This window comes from Paenibacillus puldeungensis (assembly GCF_042678945.1).
GTDB lineage: Bacteria > Bacillota > Bacilli > Paenibacillales > Paenibacillaceae > Fontibacillus > Fontibacillus puldeungensis.
This window is the reverse complement of record NZ_JBHTLM010000001.1, coordinates 629,021-645,455: the sequence shown is the minus strand read 5'-3', so window position 1 is coordinate 645,455 and position 16,435 is coordinate 629,021. Positions and strand designations below refer to the sequence as shown.

Sequence of the window (16,435 nt, the reverse complement as noted above, 5' to 3'; positions counted from 1 at the left end):
CCGCGCTGCGGGCACGCGCGCGGCGCCGCCATGGCATGGCGGCGGCAAGCCGCTCCGCCATGCGGCCCCACGGCAGCGCGAGGCGCCGGATCGCGATGTCCGCGAGCCATAGCAGCAGCGCTGCGATCAGCAGCGGCCGCTCTAGATCATGCGGCGACGGATAGGACTTGGCCGCAAAATGGAAGGCCGCTTCAGGCTTATTCCAATCGAGCACCCGTCCCCCTGTCATTTCGGCGATCTTTTGCAACTTTTCAAGCGGTTCATCGTTCAGTAAACGATACTCTGGAGAATAAGGGATCACCAAACCGGTACCTGTCCCTCCATCTATCATCTTCCCTCCGGATTTACCTTGCAGATGAATCAGGAACGAACCAGGCTCATCCGCGAGCATCGTTCCTTTATAGACTCCAGGCGAGCTTTGGACAAGCGGCACCTTTTCTTCCCGCAAGTCTTCTCCGCTAATAGCCGCCTCAAGCTCCTCCGGAGGTGCTTCTCCCTCTGCGGTTACCTCAAATTGAATCTCATTCCCGCGAATAGTCGTGTTCACTTCAAAAGGCGAGGCCGAAAACTGCGGGAACGTCCATTTCACCATTTCTGTGAACAAGCCGGCATAAGATGGCCAGCTAACCCAATCTCTCGACCATTTACCTGTCAGATCGCTGGTCCAGGCTACACTGCGCCCGGAGCCGTACTGCCATCTGGCCAGAAGCGGATCAGGCTCGGGACTTGCCAGCACGGTCTGGGCCGTTGATTTTGGCGTTGCTGCCACATATCCGTAGATTTTCGGCACACCGCCACTGAACCACTTTCCCCAGTCCCCGGGTGAAACAAGGGCCGGTACAAACGGCTTATCCACGATATAAGTTCGCGCAACCATCGCCGCCTCCCGGCTAAAAATCGCCGGTAGTGTCGTAGCATCGGTTACGGGATAATACCGTCCTTTGGCCCCCTGCGCCAGCGACTGCAGCAATTTCGTATCCGCGTCTTCCCCGACAGCGACTGTAGACATCGTTATTTTGGACTGGTTCATCGTTTCCAGCAGCGCGTCATATCCGTTATTAACGGCGGACTGCCCGTCGGTCAGCAAAATCAAATGCTTGCGCTGCGACGAGACACTGAGTATTTTATTCAGCGCCCCTTCAACCGCCGGGTAAATGTTCGTTCCCCCACCACTGGGAATACTGTTAATTTGGGTTAATACATCCTTCTTATCGCCCAGCTTTTGAGGTTCTACAACCCACCAGGGCTGATCGTCGAAAGCGACAACACCTACGGTGTCCTGAGACCGCAGTAGTTCAACCGTTCGCTGCGCTGCCTCCTTGGCGAGATTCAGCTTCTCCCCGTCCATGCTTCCTGAGCGGTCGATGACCAGTATTAAACCTAGAGACGGAATTTGCCGCTTACCCTCCAACTCCATCGACACTGGCAGCAGCTTCTCAATTGGTGTTTTAAAATAGCCGCCCATCCCGTAGCTGTCTTCTCCTCCAACCATCACAAATCCGATGCCGTAAGAGCGAACGGCCTGCTCGATCAAATTCATCGTCTTCCCGCCAACCTGATCCGCGGAGACGTTATTGAAAATGATGCTGTCATAAGCGGCATATTTCGTCATTTCCGACGGCAGCATTCCCGGTCCGATGACCATGTAATCGACCAGACCCGATTTCAGGGCATTCTCCAAGTTGGCGGAAGTACCGCTTTTTCCTTCAACGATCAGCACCTTTGGACTTCCGGTTACCCGCGTAAAGGCATAATTGGCGTTGTTGCCGGACTGCTCATCCCCATCCGCAAAAACCTCTGCCCGGTAGCGGTGCATCCCCTGCCTTTGCGCTAACCCCTGCAGCGTGAAGCGGTTGTCTCCGCGCTCCAGCGTCACCTTTTGCCGGCTGATCTCCCTGTTGTCCTCAAATAAACCAAGCTCGGCATTGCCCGAGAACGTGCTGCGAATCAATACTTCAAAAGCAAATGATTCCGCCTGATACAACTTCCCCGGAACCTGAAAATCCTCCACAGACGCATCCTTCCGCTCTTTTCCGGGAACCGGCAGAACGTCGACGGCAATGCCCCGCTCCTTTAACGTGTTGGCCGCTTTTATCGCTTCACCAACGTTTTCTTCACCATCAGAAATCAATATGATTCTTCGGTTCCCTTGGCCAGAGAACAAGCTGCCGGACAATTCAAGACCCCGCTCCAAGTTCGTAAAGTCGGCATGCACCTCCGCTTTTAGGCTTTCGTCAGAAATCAATCGCGGATCCAGATTCTTGTCTACCGCAGCGTCAAGTCCAGCAGCTACAATGCCTACACGGTCCTCCGCTCCCTTTCCTTCCCCGGCTTTTAAAATCCAATCCTGAACCGGCCCCAGCTCAGGCATGCTTGCAGAACGATCCGTCAGAAAAACAACTTCCTTATCCTTCACCAGAGTATAAGTCTGAAGACCACTGAGCAGCGCTACAAGCAGAACAAGGATAGCAGTGCGCAGACCAATAGCCAGCTGTCGGCGTATGCCGCTTAATCTAAAATCTGCACGATAAGCGTAAATAACGCCAGCGGCAAGCGGAAGCAAGAGCAGCAAAAACCAGGGATGATCAAATCGAACGCCCACGCTGGTACACCCCCCATTCTGCCAAAATGACGAGCAAAGCCAGCAAAACGACCAGTGAGACGAGTGAACGTTGCGATTGAAGTGGCGAGGCTCCTAAAGGCTTCGCTTTTCCAGCATCCTTGCGTGTATCGCTTCCAGCCGATGCGGCTGGACTGCTTGAATTCTGATCGCTGCTGCCTATAGAAAGAGTCTTCCCCCCTCCGAGGATGCCCGACTCCGCAGGATCGGCTGCGACCTCCAAGTTATAGCTGGAAAGATTCTCACCGTCCGCTTCTTTCATCTCAAAGCGCCATAAACCAGGAATTCCCGGTGATGTCTGCCGGGACAACACGCTCCCCGCATTTCGCTCAGCAGCAATTTTCCCTGCACCAGATTGCAATGCATACCCATCAACAGGAATCCAGAAGGCTTCCTCTGCTTCCGTAGGGACAGGGATATCGACCTCTGTTCCCGCCGTCACCCGACCAAGCCCTGATGCCTTACCTGATTGCAGCCACTTTACAGCATTGCCGACCAGGATCGGAAATTCGGGACGCAGCGGCAAATCGCTGTCCTCCAGCGCGAACAGGAACGACAGTCTTCTCTGCCCAGCTTCTGTTCCAGCATAAGCCGCAATCTGCCCGCCAAATTCCAACAGTGGACTTCCCCATGCAGGCATTTCCCTATCAAGAAGCTCGCCCGCCATCGGAGTCGTGAATGACAAATAACGTGTAACGGGATGACTCACAGTCTTGACTTCTCCGTTTGTCAACGGGAGCTTTTTCCCTTTGCCTCCCCAGGTCCATAGCGGAGTATCCTGCAGCATCTCAGTCCATGGCTCCGAATTTAGATAGTCGGGAGCCGCTCCGTCGATGACGATCATGTCCGGCTTGTCCTCGGGTAATGCCGACTGCTCCGACTCTTTGCCTCCACCCGAAGCCGTATTCATTCGGGTAACGCGAGCTCCCGACAACTGCAGGGCCTTCTCCAGAAACATATTTCCGGGAGAAAGAAGTAAAACGTCGGGCTGACTCCCACGCTCCAGAAAAGCAAAGGCTTCATTATCGGGGGCATAATCATCCTCAGGGCTTAGCTGCAGCCGATAGACCTCATCTCTGGCAAGCTCCTCAAATGAAACCTGCGCGCTTTTCCCGCCTTCTACTGTAATCTTTTTTGAGGCAAGCAGCTTCCCATCGCCATATAAATCCAAATTAGCCGAAATCGAGGTTTCCCGATAGTTTCGCACTGTGGCGATGCCTGCAGCTTTAATTTGATTGCTGATGGGCTTAACCCCAAACTGTTCGATGGATGCGTTCGCTTCCGTTCCTTCACCCACGGATACAATCTGGATTGGCACACCGCCAAATGCGATGTCATCGGTACGTTCTGTCCAGCGGTCATCCGTATAAACGAGTACGCCAGCTGCCGGGTCGTCCCGAGTCAAGGCCTCTGCAAGAGACAAAGTCTCGCGGTATGCCGCTTTCCCGTAATCCGGCACGAGCTCGTCGACAGCCTGTTTAAGCAAGCTCCGATTCCCTTCCCGGGATAACAGCACATCCGGCTCGCTGCCCAATCTCACCAAGGTGAATTCCGTCTGCGATCCCGCAGCGTCAATATTTGCCTTCAACTGCTCCTTCACCTTATCCAGGCGGGATGTCGCCCGCTCTTTGGTCTTCGCCTCTCCGTCGTTCCAGGCCGCACTCATGCTGGCCGACGTGTCGACGATGATTACCGTATGGCCGGAGCCGCTGCCGGAGGTCCAAACAAAGGGCTCCATTAGCGCAAAAACGAGCAAAGCGGCGACCAGAAGCTGCAACCAAAGCAGCAGCCGGTTTTGGAGCTTCTGCCATGGACGATTGGCCTCAATATTCCGAAGCACGCGGTCCCACAGCAAATGGCTGGGGACGACCGTATCGATATATTTGCGTTTGAACAGATACATCAGTACGATCGCTGGAAGCGTTAGGCCAAACCACAACCCGGACCAATCCAAAATCCCCATGTTTTTACCTCCTCCCCGTTGATGCTCAGGCACAACCTGTCCATCCCATCAGATCTCACTTGATTGATCAACTGCGGCCTGTCCCCGCCTTATGCAAAATTTCGACGATTCCCTGCTCAAGAGGCACATAAGTTGGGGCCAGTACATATCGAATCCCTCGGCTGCTGCAAAGCTTGCTGATTTCTTTCATATAATTACCCAGCGCACGACTGTATTGCTCCAGGATTTTACCGGTTAACGCAATCTCTTTGCCCGTGCCAAGCTCGCTGTCCAGCAGTCGCAAGTCGCCACTAAGCGTTGGACGAAGCTCCGCTTCCGACAGCACATGTACAAGTACAATTTCCTGCCCGGCAGCTAGAAGAAATGACAACGTCTCTTCGATTCCTTCTATGCCTCTTTCAAGCCACAAATCTGAAAATATCCAGGTCATTCCCGGCTGCTTTGGCAGTACCTCCGGCTTTCTCAGCGCCATCGCCAAATCTCCCTTACCAACTGGCGCTGCTCCCTGCAAAAATGAAAACAGCCTTAACGCAGACGCCTTTCCCCGCACCAGCGGAAGCTTGCCCTTCAGCTCTTCGGAAAAAACGGCGGCCTGTACCCTGTCCTCGCTTGCGAGTGCCATATAGCCGATGGAAGCGGCCAACTGCTTCGCATACAGCAGCTTGTTCTCAGAAGGCAGCTCCGCATCAGCGCTTTGCTCCGGTTTACCACCAAAATCCATAGATGCGGAAATGTCCACATACAGGTTAACCTGCAGCTCTTGTTCATCCCAATACTGGCGAACAAAGGGGCGCCCTGTACGTGAGTAAACGCTCCAGTCAAAACGCCGAATATCGTCTCCCGGCGCGTATTCGCGGTAATCGGCAAATTCAAGCGAGCTTCCGAAACGGCTGGAGCGTCGTTTGCCCTGCATCGTTCCCCGAATCCTCCTCCGGGAAGCGATCGATAACCGTTCCAGCCGGGGAAGCAGCGACGGCGGAAGAAGAGGAGATGTCATTTTTTTCCCTCCAGCGCCGCCAATACGTCCTCAATAATCCGGTCCGTCGAAACTCCTATCGCCTGCCCCTCAAAATTCAAAAACAGCCGATGACGCAAGGCAGGCATTGCAACCGCCTTAATATCCCCGGTCGATACATGCATACGTCCCTTCGAGATCGCCCTTACCTTGGCAGCCGAAATGATCGATTGAATACCGCGCGGCCCAGAGCCGAAACGAACGTAACTGCGTACGGAGTCCGGTGCCTCCTTCTCCTCGGGATGCGTCATCATCAGCAAGCGCACTCCAAACTCCAGCACTTCATCTGCAAGAAGCACCTCCTTTGAGGCTTGCCGGATTTCGAGCAGTTGCTTAGCCGTAGCTACTTTTTCTGCTCTTGGCTGATTTGCCACTGTCGTCCTTCTTACAATTTCCTTCAGTTCCTCGGGTGATGGATAACCCACTTGAATCTTAAGCAAGAACCGGTCAAGCTGGGCCTCCGGCAGGGGATAAGTTCCTTCATTCTCCAACGGATTTTGCGTCGCCAGTACAAAAAAAGGCTGCGGCAGATGCCGGGTCTCCCCGCCTACCGTCACTGTCTGCTCCTGCATAGCCTCCAGCAGGGCGCTTTGCGTTTTCGGTGTCGCTCGGTTAATTTCGTCAGCCAAAACGATGCTGCTGAACACCGGACCGGGCTGAAAAACCGTATCGGCTCCCCCTTGCAGCCCAAATCGAATGACATTAGTACCCGTAATGTCACTCGGCATTAAATCTGGCGTAAACTGGATTCTCGAAAAGGACAGATCCAGCGCTTCAGCTACCGTGCGCACTAGCATCGTTTTGCCGAGTCCAGGAATCCCTTCCAAAAGGGCATGTCCCCCCGCAAAAACGCACCAAAGTATTTGCTCCACAGCTTCCTGCTGTCCTACGATCACGCGAGAAATTTGCTCCCGCACGCTTGCGATCGTTTCGCTCCACGAATCCAACTGGGCTTTCGCTTCTGCCATCGTTTCTCCTCCTTATTGCTCCATCGCTTACGAGTCCGGGTCAATTTCGGTAAAATAGTTCTCCACCAAGCTTTGCAGACTTTGCGGTAAATCGCTGCGCTTTAGCGACTCCTTGGCCTCAGCCGCGTAATCGCTGTAAACTTCCTCATACGGACGGCTTACCCCGTCAAATACAGGGGACTTGCCCCCTTTTTGCACGTTACCGCCTGTTGTCGGTCCACCGTCGCTTTTAACGTTGCCGCCGCCTTTCAGGTCACGCGGCGTTGTCACCAAGGTTCGGCCTCCACTGCCAAGCCCGGCCCCCGCTCCTTTTCCGCTGCCCTGACCTTGGCCTCGTCCTTCACCACCGGAGCCGCTACCAGAACCGGAGCCGTTTCCTGCACTTAGCCCTGCTCCCTCTCCCGGAGCTTGGCCTGATCCACCCTCAGGGCCTGCGGACGAGCTTTCTTCGCCTGCACCTGCACCTGAGCCTGAAGCAAGCTGTTCAGCGTTGCCCCCCATACTCCACGTGTCCGATACGGCTAGTCCTGAAGCTTGCATATTTTCCGCCAAGCCAAGCCCCTGCTTGGCAAGGGCCGACGCCAGCTTAGCCGCAGTGTCGACCTGACCGGAAGTTGAATCCGCCGCCTTCATGTTTTGCAGCATAGTCTCATTTAAGTCCGCCAGCGCTTGCTCCATATCCTGCTGCTTGCCTTCGCTCACCGCAGCAGCTGCTTTTTTTAATGCATCCGCCAGCTTCTTTGCTTCCTCGTCATTTTTCGGAGCACTTTCTGCGATATCTTTCAGCTTCTCGGCAAGAGCTTTACGCTGCTCCTCCGTCATGCCCGACAACTGCTTGCGAAATGACTCCATTTGCTTGCCAAGCTCCTCGGCATCCTTGTTCTTGAGCGCCTTCGCCAAACCTCCCGGCAGCTTATGTGTATTCCACTGTTTGAGCCACTCTGCTCTTTCCCGCTGCTGCAGCTCCAGCTTGTCGGACATTTCCTTCAGCCGCTTCATTGTCTCTTCCACGTTTTTAAGCGCTTGGCCGGGTTCGCGACTTTTCTCCAATGCTTGCCGCAAATCGTTCATTTCTTTAGCGAGGGGATCCTTCGCTGCCTTCTCCAGGTTAAGGCGATCCAGCTCGATGATCCGCTTGTCGAGCTCTTCCTTCTGGGCATTTACCCACGTACGCTCCTCCCGTGCCTGAGCGATGCGCTGATCCATCGGATTTGGAACAGTCGCCAGCACGATAGCCGCTATAAAGCAAAGGCTGGCGGGAATCCACCATTTGCGCCGGCGCGGCAGCGGGAGGCGGTTCTTGATATCTCGTACATAAGCAGCACCGTATTCTTCCGCCTGTTCCCGCTGAAGCTGAGCAGGGAATGTCTCGAGCTTCTCATAAGCTAACGCCGTCGTCATCAGGTCCAACCGCTCTTCACCTGTAATAGGACGATCCATAGTTTGAGCCGCTAAGATTATTGAAACTCTGCGGAGCCGTCCCCACAGCCAGCCTCCTGCTGTACACAAAACAAGACAAATGGCTGCCGCGACCCTTCCATACTCCATCGGCCAAAGCCAACTCGCCGAAAGCCAGAGGAGGGTGACCGCGAGACCGGTCAACAGGCCGTATCTCAGCCCATCCAGCATCCGAAACCATTGCAAGCGGCGGCGCACCGCACCAAGCTGACGATTGATTGTTTCCACGCACCTGTCCCTCCACTTCCGCTTGATTTATTGGTATACGACGCGTTACTGTTCCGTTTTCGTCATCGTCCCCGGTCCCGGCTCAGTTGAACTATGGTCTCTTGTTCGTCTTCTCACCGGACGGATATAGCGAATGGCCAGCCACAGAAAGAGTACGATCAATGGGGTATACACGATTAAAAATTCCTGCCACAGCTCAATCGGTGCTCCTGCCTGCATATTTCCTCCCCGCACTAGGAATACGGATTTGGAAAAAGACGGCTCAAACAGGCTAATCATCGCTCCAGCCGGATTTAGTCCGAGAATATAACCTATCCATGAATAAGGGGGGGAGGAAATCGAACCTGAGTAGCTCGCCTGTTCAATCCCCATGACAAGGATATAGGCAACGCCTGTCACCAGGAAAATGATTAAGCCTGCGCCATAAGTCATGATGACCGACACGATCGTCTTTTTGAACAAGGTGGAGAAAAACACCCCCATGGAACCTAGCAGGAGCATAACAAACAGATAGAACAAAAATACGAGCACCAGTTGCTTCGGCGAGAGTCCACCATACAAAAAGACGATGCTGTACACCGGCAATGTCGCCAGTATGACGAGGGTCATAAAGCTCAGGGAAGACAGCAGCTTGCTCAAAATGATCGTTGCAGAGCTTTGCTGTGTGGTCAGGAGCATATTTAACGTCTGTTTCTCCCGCTCCCCGCTGATCACTCCCGCCGTTAATGCCGGTGTCATGAACGCAATCAATACAAGCTGACCGATGCTTAGCACGTAAAAAATAATCCGGCTTACACCGGGATCAATCCGTCCACTGCCGTTCATCCCATCGGAGGTCGTCATATAGATAATGGCCATCGCCAGCAATCCCATCACAAGAATATAGGCTAACACGATAAACGCCGAACGAGGCGTGCGCATACGAAGACGAAACTCCTTGTCCAGCACGGGGTTGATCAGCCATCTACGCCAATTCATCGGTTGCCCCTCCTTTGGTAATCTCCAGAAATATATCTTCCAGATTGCTCTGCGCTTCGTTAAAAGACACCACCTGGAACCCGGAAGAGATGATGCGGGCCAGCAGCTCCGACTGCTCCGCATCTCCCCCTCCAAAATGAACATGTATCCCAGTCTCGTCGTGAAGCACCTCGCTGACATGCATCTCGTCTTGCAACTGCTCGGCCAGTTCAACGGCCCGATCGAGCACACGAATGTGAAGTACTCTTTTGACTCTAAGGCGGTTTTGGATGTCCGCTACTTTACCTTGAGCGATTAGCGTCCCTCGCTCGATTACGCCAATTTCATCAACCATTTCGGCGAGCTCCGGCAAAATATGCGAAGAGATGATGATCGTTTTGCCCATCAGCTTCAGTTCCTTCAAAATCTCCCGCATTTCAATCCGCGCTCTGGGATCCAGGCCGGAAGCCGGTTCGTCCAAAATAAGCACATCGGGATCATGGACAAGACAGCGGGCCAGGCACAAGCGCTGCTTCATTCCGCGCGACAGGCTATCCACGTAGGCGTCCTTTTTGTCGCTCAGGTTGACCAGCTCCAGCAATTGCGGAATCAGCGCGTTGCGCTCACTGCGGGGAATCCCGTAGCTGGCCCCGTAAAAGTGCAAATACTCGGTCGTTTTAAACTGGTCATATACCCCGAAGAAATCCGGCATATATCCGATTCTTTTTCGAACCTCCTGCGGCTGTTCCGTCACTTCGAATCCGCCCACTTTGGCCGTACCTGACGTAGGCAGCAGCAGTGTGGCCAAAATAGACATCGTTGTCGTTTTCCCAGCTCCATTCGGACCGACAAACCCAAACACGGTCCCTTTGGAAATGGACAGGTTTACCGATTTCAGCGCTTCAAAGCCGCCATAAGTTTTTGTCAGATTGTTGATCTCAATCATCGGTTGTTCCTCCCTTGCAGGGAAATCTCCGGTATATCAAAGCTCGTCCATTCCTTGGCTGTAATTTGAATTCGTATGATCGCCCCATTTTGCAAATACTGATTAGCCTGGTCCGTATATTTAACCTCTCCATTCGTCCAATTCAGCTCTTGCCAGTCTTTTTTGTCCGCATTCCAAATCATCGCTGTCGTCATTTTTCCCTGATCCTGCTGGCGAATGGTCAGCCCCGAATATATGATATCCCCTTGAGATGGCAAACGATATTCAATCTGCATGTCTCCGGAGGACATACTCACTTTACCTGGAGTTTCCTGATTCCATTGGCTTGGAGTTGACCCAATAACCCGTCCATCTACATAACCAAAGGGAAGGTTCACTTCACCATTTTGACTAAGCGTCGGTTCAAAAGACTGTACCCACATGTTTAGCTGATCGGACTTCACATTCTTCCCGTTCACCTTGTAGCTGCTGAGCTGCTCTTTACTCCAGGCAATCAATAAATGATTGTCTTGTCCAGAGCTCTGGTTCATGTAGCTGTTAAGAATACCCCGCTGTCGGTCCAGGGAACGGTCGGCTTGTCTGCTTCCGCCGCCAAAAGGAAATATCAGTCCGCCAAAATCGTTATAGGAAGCCTTTGAATAAGCCGTTGGAATCGGAACAGTCTTCTGCTTTGGAAGATCTCCCAACTTGATGACCCTGTCTCCCAAAATTAGGGCCGCATCGCTCAAATCTTTATTTGTAAGGTTTGTTATTGAGCCTTGCAGCTTGCCATTCTCATTGAATCCAGCATCGATGCTAATCGCTCCAAACTTCCTGGTTTCCGGTTGATCCATCCATAGCTTGGCAATGGAGCGATGAGTCATCTGATGCAGTTTCACCGTCGTGCGATCCTTCTCTACTCGAATGGACTGCCTGCTCGGTTCCAGATTTTGTCCACCTGTTAATAGCCCGTCCTCCCGTTCTATTGACAAGTACGTTCCGGCTGATAATTCAACAGTGTAGTTTCCGCCTCGCGGCACGAATAACGCCGAGGCTGTCTTTCGAACAGCCTGTCCTTTTCCGTCCAGCTCCATAATGTTAAACGTATGTGTTTGAATTGATGTCTTTCCTGTCGTTCCGGCCATATAAATGCCACCGCTTGCCACAATTGCAATAAGGGGTATTAAAGCCCATGCCCACTCCCGCTTGTCCAGTTTTTTCAGTACGTAATACAGCAAGGGAGCGACGAGCACAGCATAACCAAGCAATAGCCACATAAGCAGCGAGAACGGAGGAACGGTCATGGACGGAAAGTAATCGAGCAAATGCATAACCCCGGAAAATAGATCGCTGTTACTTCCAGCATACTTGCCAGTGGAATTCGACAGATTGAGGTCAAGGGCCGTGCTCCATACCTCAGGATGACCGCCCCATCCGTTCAGCGGCTCCATCGCAATATCATAGGCCGCATAAACAACCTTTCCTTTTCCTTCAACCCGGGAGGCGATGAGCGGCTTAGCATCAAACCTCGCGATAGCCGTGGCCCCCTCCTTCAGCTTGGCCGCAGAAACGGGGAATGGATGATCTATAGTGAGCTTTTTCCCGCTGATTTTTGTAAGTCCAGGCAATTCAGAAACGTACGTATTGCCTGCATAGTCAACCGGGGACAAATCCTCAAATCCCTTTACACTTTTGGGATAACCCGGCCCACCGCTAAAGACGAGCGTTCCTCCATTCTTGATCCAGGAGCGAATGGCCTTCCTTTGCCCGTCACTAAGCGTGTCCACGGAGTAATCGTTTATGAAAAGAAAATCCAAGGAAGACATAACTGTGCCGTCCTCAGGAACCTGTTCTTTTTTCAAAGTGACAATTGATAAATTTCCGCCTGCACTATTGAGAGTTCTTAGGAAATTCAGACTGTCCGGGTCAGAAGCCAAAACTCCGATCAGCGTACCGTCTTCAGGGGTGGACTCCAAATAAGGAGTTCCTTTGGAAAAAGAAATCAGTTCCCCGGATTCCACAGTCCCCTTATAGAAACGAATTGTCGTGTTGAATTTGTCAAAACGGTTTCCCCTCACGCCAAATGTAACTTTCTTAGGCGTACCTGCCGGCAAATCTATTGCTTTTACATGAGTTACGCTGCTCTCGGTATAAGGAACCGGCGTCTGAACAACGACCTCCCCGGAAATGTCGGTATCGCTTGTTAAAGTAAGGGTCAGCGGACCCCATTCGCCCAACTTGGTATTTCCGCCAAATCCAAGGTCGCTCTCCATGGTAATGGACGGCTTGTCCGCTGCATGCACGGACTGAGGAATTGCACCAACGAAACACGTGACAAGCGCCGTAAAGAGCATCATGATTGGTGCGATCCGTTTTGTATGAATAAACACCTGGTCCTCTCCTTTCCAGTTTACCGTCAAATATGGATTCTCTCGTCATTATAACGTGATATAGCCGTGAAAAAGTTACTTTTTTAGAATGAAATATACAAAAAACGCCAGCGCAACTTTGTTATTAACTGCACTGACGTTTTTTTTATTTTTAGCTGATTCATATTAATTAAAAACGACGGTTTTGTTCTGATGTACCAAAATCCGATCTTCGATGTGCCATTTCACGGCTCTGGCTAACACAACCCGTTCGATCGTGCGACCGATCCGTTTCAGCTCGTTTACATCGTCCCGGTGACTGACACGCTGCACGTCCTGCTCGATGATCGGGCCCCCGTCCAGCTCCTCGGTCACATAGTGAGCGGTGGCGCCGATGATTTTTACACCCCGCTCGTAAGCTTGGGCATACGGCTTGCCGCCAACAAAAGCGGGCAGGAATGAATGGTGAATATTAATGATCCGGTTACGGTATGGCTCAATTAATGCGGGAGGGACGATCTGCATGTACCTTGCCAGAATGATCAAGTCAACCTTGTCTCCCACTATTTCGAGCTGCTTTTGCACCGCTTCTTGCTTTGTCTCCGGCGTGACCGGAGTATGGTAATACGGAATTCCAAAGGACTCAACATACTCCTTCATATCAGGGTGATTGCTGATCACCATGGAAATTTCGGCATCAAGATCACCGGCCTGCCATTGCCACAGCAGCTCAACGAGACAGTGGTCTTCCTTGGATACGAAGATCGCGAGCTTCTTTTTACGGCTGAGCTGATAAATGTTCCACTGCATCTCAAACTTGTCAGCGATATCTGCGAAATCCGCCTTTAAGCTGGCAAGATGAGTATCCAGTTCCTCAAGGTCAAACTCAATGCGCATAAAAAACATGCCGCCCTCGGGGTCCATCGTATACTGGTCCGACTGAACGATATTTGCCCCGTGTTCATGCAAAAAACGGGATACCGCCGCTACGATTCCAGGCCCGTCCGGACAGGAAATCAGCATGCGTGCGCGATTGTTTTCATAAGGCTTTACAGGTTGTCTGCCCGTTTTCAAGTACATCTCCATCCATTCTATCCCCTTGCTGTTCGATTTCATCCTCTATCTAAATTAGCGTGCGCTGGCAAACCATCCAATCAGCCGCTGATTGATCTGCTCTTCCGTATGCTCCGGGAACAAGCCGGCTTCCGCAGCCATATCATATAACCGCTCCATCGGTTCCCGCGGATCCGCTTTTTTCGCCTTGGCGTCATTCTTCAGCAAACTCCAAGTATCCAGTACGTATGAGCGCGGATCAATGTCCTGCTTGGCAAAAAATGCCCCTAGCTGCTCCACCTCAGACATAAACGTCCCGCCAAAGCGTTCTTCAACATCCCCGCGCAGCAAGGCGATTTCCACCTCATACATCGGGCGCTGGGTTTTCGCATCTTTGCCGACCCATGGAGTTTCGAGAATGAACGGACGCCCCTGAAGCGCCTCATGGTGAACAACCCGGTTGATCGTATCGAATCCGAGCCAGCCTGAACCGATCGGGGTGTGGCGGTCTTTTTGCGCGCCTGCCGGGTTTTTGCTGTCGTTAATATGAACGACTTCAATCCGTTTCAGCCCGATGAGGTCATCGAACTTGCGCAGAACGCCATCCAGGTCGTTAACGATATCATAACCGGCATCATGGATATGGCACGTATCCATACAAATGGTAAGCCGATCGTTATGCTGCACTTTCTCGATAATTTGCGCGATTTCCTCAAAGCTGCGGCCGATCTCCGTTCCTTTCCCGGCCATCGTTTCAAGCGCTATGCAAACGTCCGTTTCATCCGTCCCATTGAGTACTTCATTGAGCCCTTCAGCAATTCTGGCAACGCCGAATTCGGCATCCTTGTCCGTAAATGCGCCAGGATGAAGTACGATGTTGCGCACACCAAGCGCATGCGTACGGCGAATTTCCTCCTGCAGAAAATCCACGGCAAGCTGATAGGTGTTCGACTTGTAAGAGCCGAGATTGATAATGTATGGAGCGTGAACGACAATTTCGTCGATCCCCGCCTGCAGCATCGCTGCTTTTCCTTCTTCAATATTCATCGATTCGATGGGCTTGCGCCGCGTGTTTTGCGGAGCCCCGGTGTATATCATGAACGAGCTGGAGCCATAGGACGTCGCTTCGGCTGTGGCGCTAATGAGCCCTTTGTCCGAGAACGAAACATGGGAACCTATTTTTAGCATCATTTTTCCCCCTTTTAGACAGTAAATCGCTAAACAAACCTATTTTAGCTTGATTGCTGAAATAAATCTAGAAATAAGGTATAATTTGTAACGAATTATTTCATTTTTTAAACTTGCAAATTGTAGGAATGAGCCATGGAGATTACATATTTGAGGTGATGGAGTAAATGCTTCGCATCGTATTTTTTATTTTGGCCGCTGAGGGCCCTAATCGCTGGTTTATGAATTCGATTGCCTTTTGGGGCTTTGTCTTACTCGGTTTGATGTCGATTGGCGGATTTTTCATGTTCCGTAAATTTTTGAAAGTGCTACCCAAAGCCGACGGTAAGTCCAAGCTGGACTGGCAAAATCATTGGGTTGAGCAAAGCCGTCACCTATGGACTGATGACGCCAAAGCGTTTCTGGACAAACTTGTCGCCCCTGTACCAGGCCCGTTTCGGGACGTCGCCAAGCATTCGATTGCCGCCGAGATCGGCAGAATCGCGCTGGAGGAAAACGCGGACGCCGTGACCCAGGATCACTGCATTAAGGGTTACATCATAGCTACGCCAAAGCGCGACAACAAATTTCTGGTCAACTTTTTGGAGAAAAACAAGATCGATTACCAACCCTACCGGCACTTATTGAATAAATAGTTGTACTGTCAGGAGAAGAAGGGGGCGTCATCTTTGTGAAAGCTGCTATTTTTGGGGGAACCGGGTTGATCGGGCAGGCCCTTACTTCCTTTTGGCTAAAACAAGGGCACAAAGTCGTCGTTATTACTCGTAACCCAAAGGGAGCAAGGTTAAATGAAGCTGATTTCCCTTCTGCATCCAATCCAACCGATAACCTACTGTATATAAGCTGGGAGGAACTGAAGGAAGATACCTCCCTATTAGAAGGCGTTAATGTTGTCGTTAATCTTGCGGGGGCTACTCTGAATCAGCGGTGGACCGCGAAAGGAAAACGTTGCATTCTGGGCTCCCGTATTGATACAACAAACGCGGCTGCGCTGGTTATACAGTCACTGAACCATAAGCCGAACGTCGTTGTGCAAGCATCCGCTGTCGGGATTTACGGAACCTCCCTGACGGAGCAATTTGATGAAACGACCCGGATAAGGATTACCGCAGAGAATGCCGACTTTCTAACCAGCGTAACCACTCAGTGGGAAGACGCAGCAGAGCAAGGCTTTTCCGGTATTCGGCTTATTAAGCTGCGAACCGGTGTCGTTCTCAGCAATGATGGCGGAGCCTATCCGCTGATGCGCTTACCTTTTCTGCTTGGCGTTGGCGGCAAAATAGGCAGCGGAAAGCAGTGGGTGCCATGGATTCACATTCAGGATCTCGTCTCAATCATCGACTTCTGCATCTCGCAGCCGAGCCTCAGCGGCCCGGTTAATGCAGTAAGCCCTCATCCGGTTAGCAATGAGGAGTTTGGACGTATGATCAGCCGCATATACCGCCGCCCTTTCTGGTTTCCACTACCCTCATTTCTGCTCAAGGGAGCGTTAGGCGAAATGTCCAGTCTTCTGCTGGAAGGTCAAAAGGTGCTCCCTTCGTCGGTGTTGAAAGCAGGCTTCGCCTTTTCTTACCCCGAGTTGGAGCAAGCTGTAAGGCAATTACAACAATAAACTGCCTTCAATATGCAGAATAGCCCGGAGTCTCTTCGTGTAATTAAAGGACCCGGGCTTATTAATTTTATGATATATC

12 protein-coding genes are annotated in these 16,435 nt (G+C 51.9%); 2 read left to right on the top strand and 10 right to left on the bottom strand.

Translation table 11 applies throughout. The annotated features are described in order from the left end of the window. The 10 genes from ACFQ3W_RS02760 to ACFQ3W_RS02715 form a co-directional block, all read right to left on the bottom strand. Window positions 1–2,602 (bottom strand): VWA domain-containing protein (locus tag ACFQ3W_RS02760; RefSeq protein ID WP_379316333.1); only part of this gene is annotated, 2,602 nt, incomplete at its 3' end. Beyond that, entirely contained in the window at window positions 2,586–4,583 is a 1,998-nt protein-coding gene (locus ACFQ3W_RS02755; RefSeq protein WP_379316331.1) for a BatA domain-containing protein, read from the bottom strand. The genes ACFQ3W_RS02755 and ACFQ3W_RS02760, both read right to left, overlap by 17 nt. A 67-nt stretch (window positions 4,584–4,650) precedes the next feature. Beyond that, window positions 4,651–5,580, bottom strand: a complete 930-nt coding sequence (locus ACFQ3W_RS02750) for a DUF58 domain-containing protein (protein ID WP_379316329.1) — start codon at window positions 5,578–5,580, stop codon at window positions 4,651–4,653. Further along, window positions 5,577–6,566 carry an AAA family ATPase gene (locus ACFQ3W_RS02745; RefSeq protein WP_379316327.1) on the bottom strand — a complete coding sequence of 330 codons (990 nt, stop codon included), beginning with the start codon at window positions 6,564–6,566 and terminating at the stop codon, window positions 5,577–5,579. Before ACFQ3W_RS02745 ends, ACFQ3W_RS02750 begins: the two co-directional genes overlap by 4 nt. A gap of 27 nt (window positions 6,567–6,593) precedes the next feature. After that, window positions 6,594–8,252: a phage tail tape measure protein gene (locus tag ACFQ3W_RS02740; protein WP_379316325.1), complete on the bottom strand. Its 1,659-nt coding sequence runs from the start codon at window positions 8,250–8,252 to the stop codon at window positions 6,594–6,596. A 45-nt stretch (window positions 8,253–8,297) separates the two neighbouring features. After that, the gene (locus ACFQ3W_RS02735; RefSeq protein ID WP_379316323.1) at window positions 8,298–9,230 is read right to left on the bottom strand and encodes an ABC transporter permease; all 933 of its coding nucleotides are present in this window, start codon (window positions 9,228–9,230) and stop codon (window positions 8,298–8,300) included. Next, entirely contained in the window at window positions 9,217–10,155 is a 939-nt protein-coding gene (locus ACFQ3W_RS02730; RefSeq protein WP_379316321.1) for an ABC transporter ATP-binding protein, read from the bottom strand. The genes ACFQ3W_RS02735 and ACFQ3W_RS02730 overlap by 14 nt, the downstream gene beginning before the upstream one ends. Further along, window positions 10,152–12,524, bottom strand: coding sequence for a DUF7408 domain-containing protein (locus tag ACFQ3W_RS02725; RefSeq protein WP_379316319.1), 2,373 nt, complete (start codon window positions 12,522–12,524; stop codon window positions 10,152–10,154). Before ACFQ3W_RS02725 ends, ACFQ3W_RS02730 begins: the two co-directional genes overlap by 4 nt. Window positions 12,525–12,689: 165 nt before the next feature. Then, window positions 12,690–13,589 carry a formyltetrahydrofolate deformylase gene (purU, locus tag ACFQ3W_RS02720; RefSeq protein WP_379316317.1) on the bottom strand — a complete coding sequence of 300 codons (900 nt, stop codon included), beginning with the start codon at window positions 13,587–13,589 and terminating at the stop codon, window positions 12,690–12,692. 42 nt (window positions 13,590–13,631) lie between these two features. Beyond that, window positions 13,632–14,744 carry a deoxyribonuclease IV gene (locus ACFQ3W_RS02715; protein ID WP_379316402.1) on the bottom strand — a complete coding sequence of 371 codons (1,113 nt, stop codon included), beginning with the start codon at window positions 14,742–14,744 and terminating at the stop codon, window positions 13,632–13,634. A 167-nt stretch (window positions 14,745–14,911) separates the two neighbouring features. Between ACFQ3W_RS02715 and ACFQ3W_RS02710 the strand changes: the two genes are divergently transcribed. Together ACFQ3W_RS02710 and ACFQ3W_RS02705 are read left to right on the top strand one after the other, a co-directional pair. Continuing rightward, entirely contained in the window at window positions 14,912–15,379 is a 468-nt protein-coding gene (locus ACFQ3W_RS02710; RefSeq protein WP_379316315.1) for a DUF2621 domain-containing protein, read from the top strand. Between the two features lie 35 nt (window positions 15,380–15,414). Continuing rightward, window positions 15,415–16,356, top strand: coding sequence for a TIGR01777 family oxidoreductase (locus ACFQ3W_RS02705; protein ID WP_379316313.1), 942 nt, complete (start codon window positions 15,415–15,417; stop codon window positions 16,354–16,356). Window positions 16,357–16,435 lie beyond the last annotated feature (79 nt).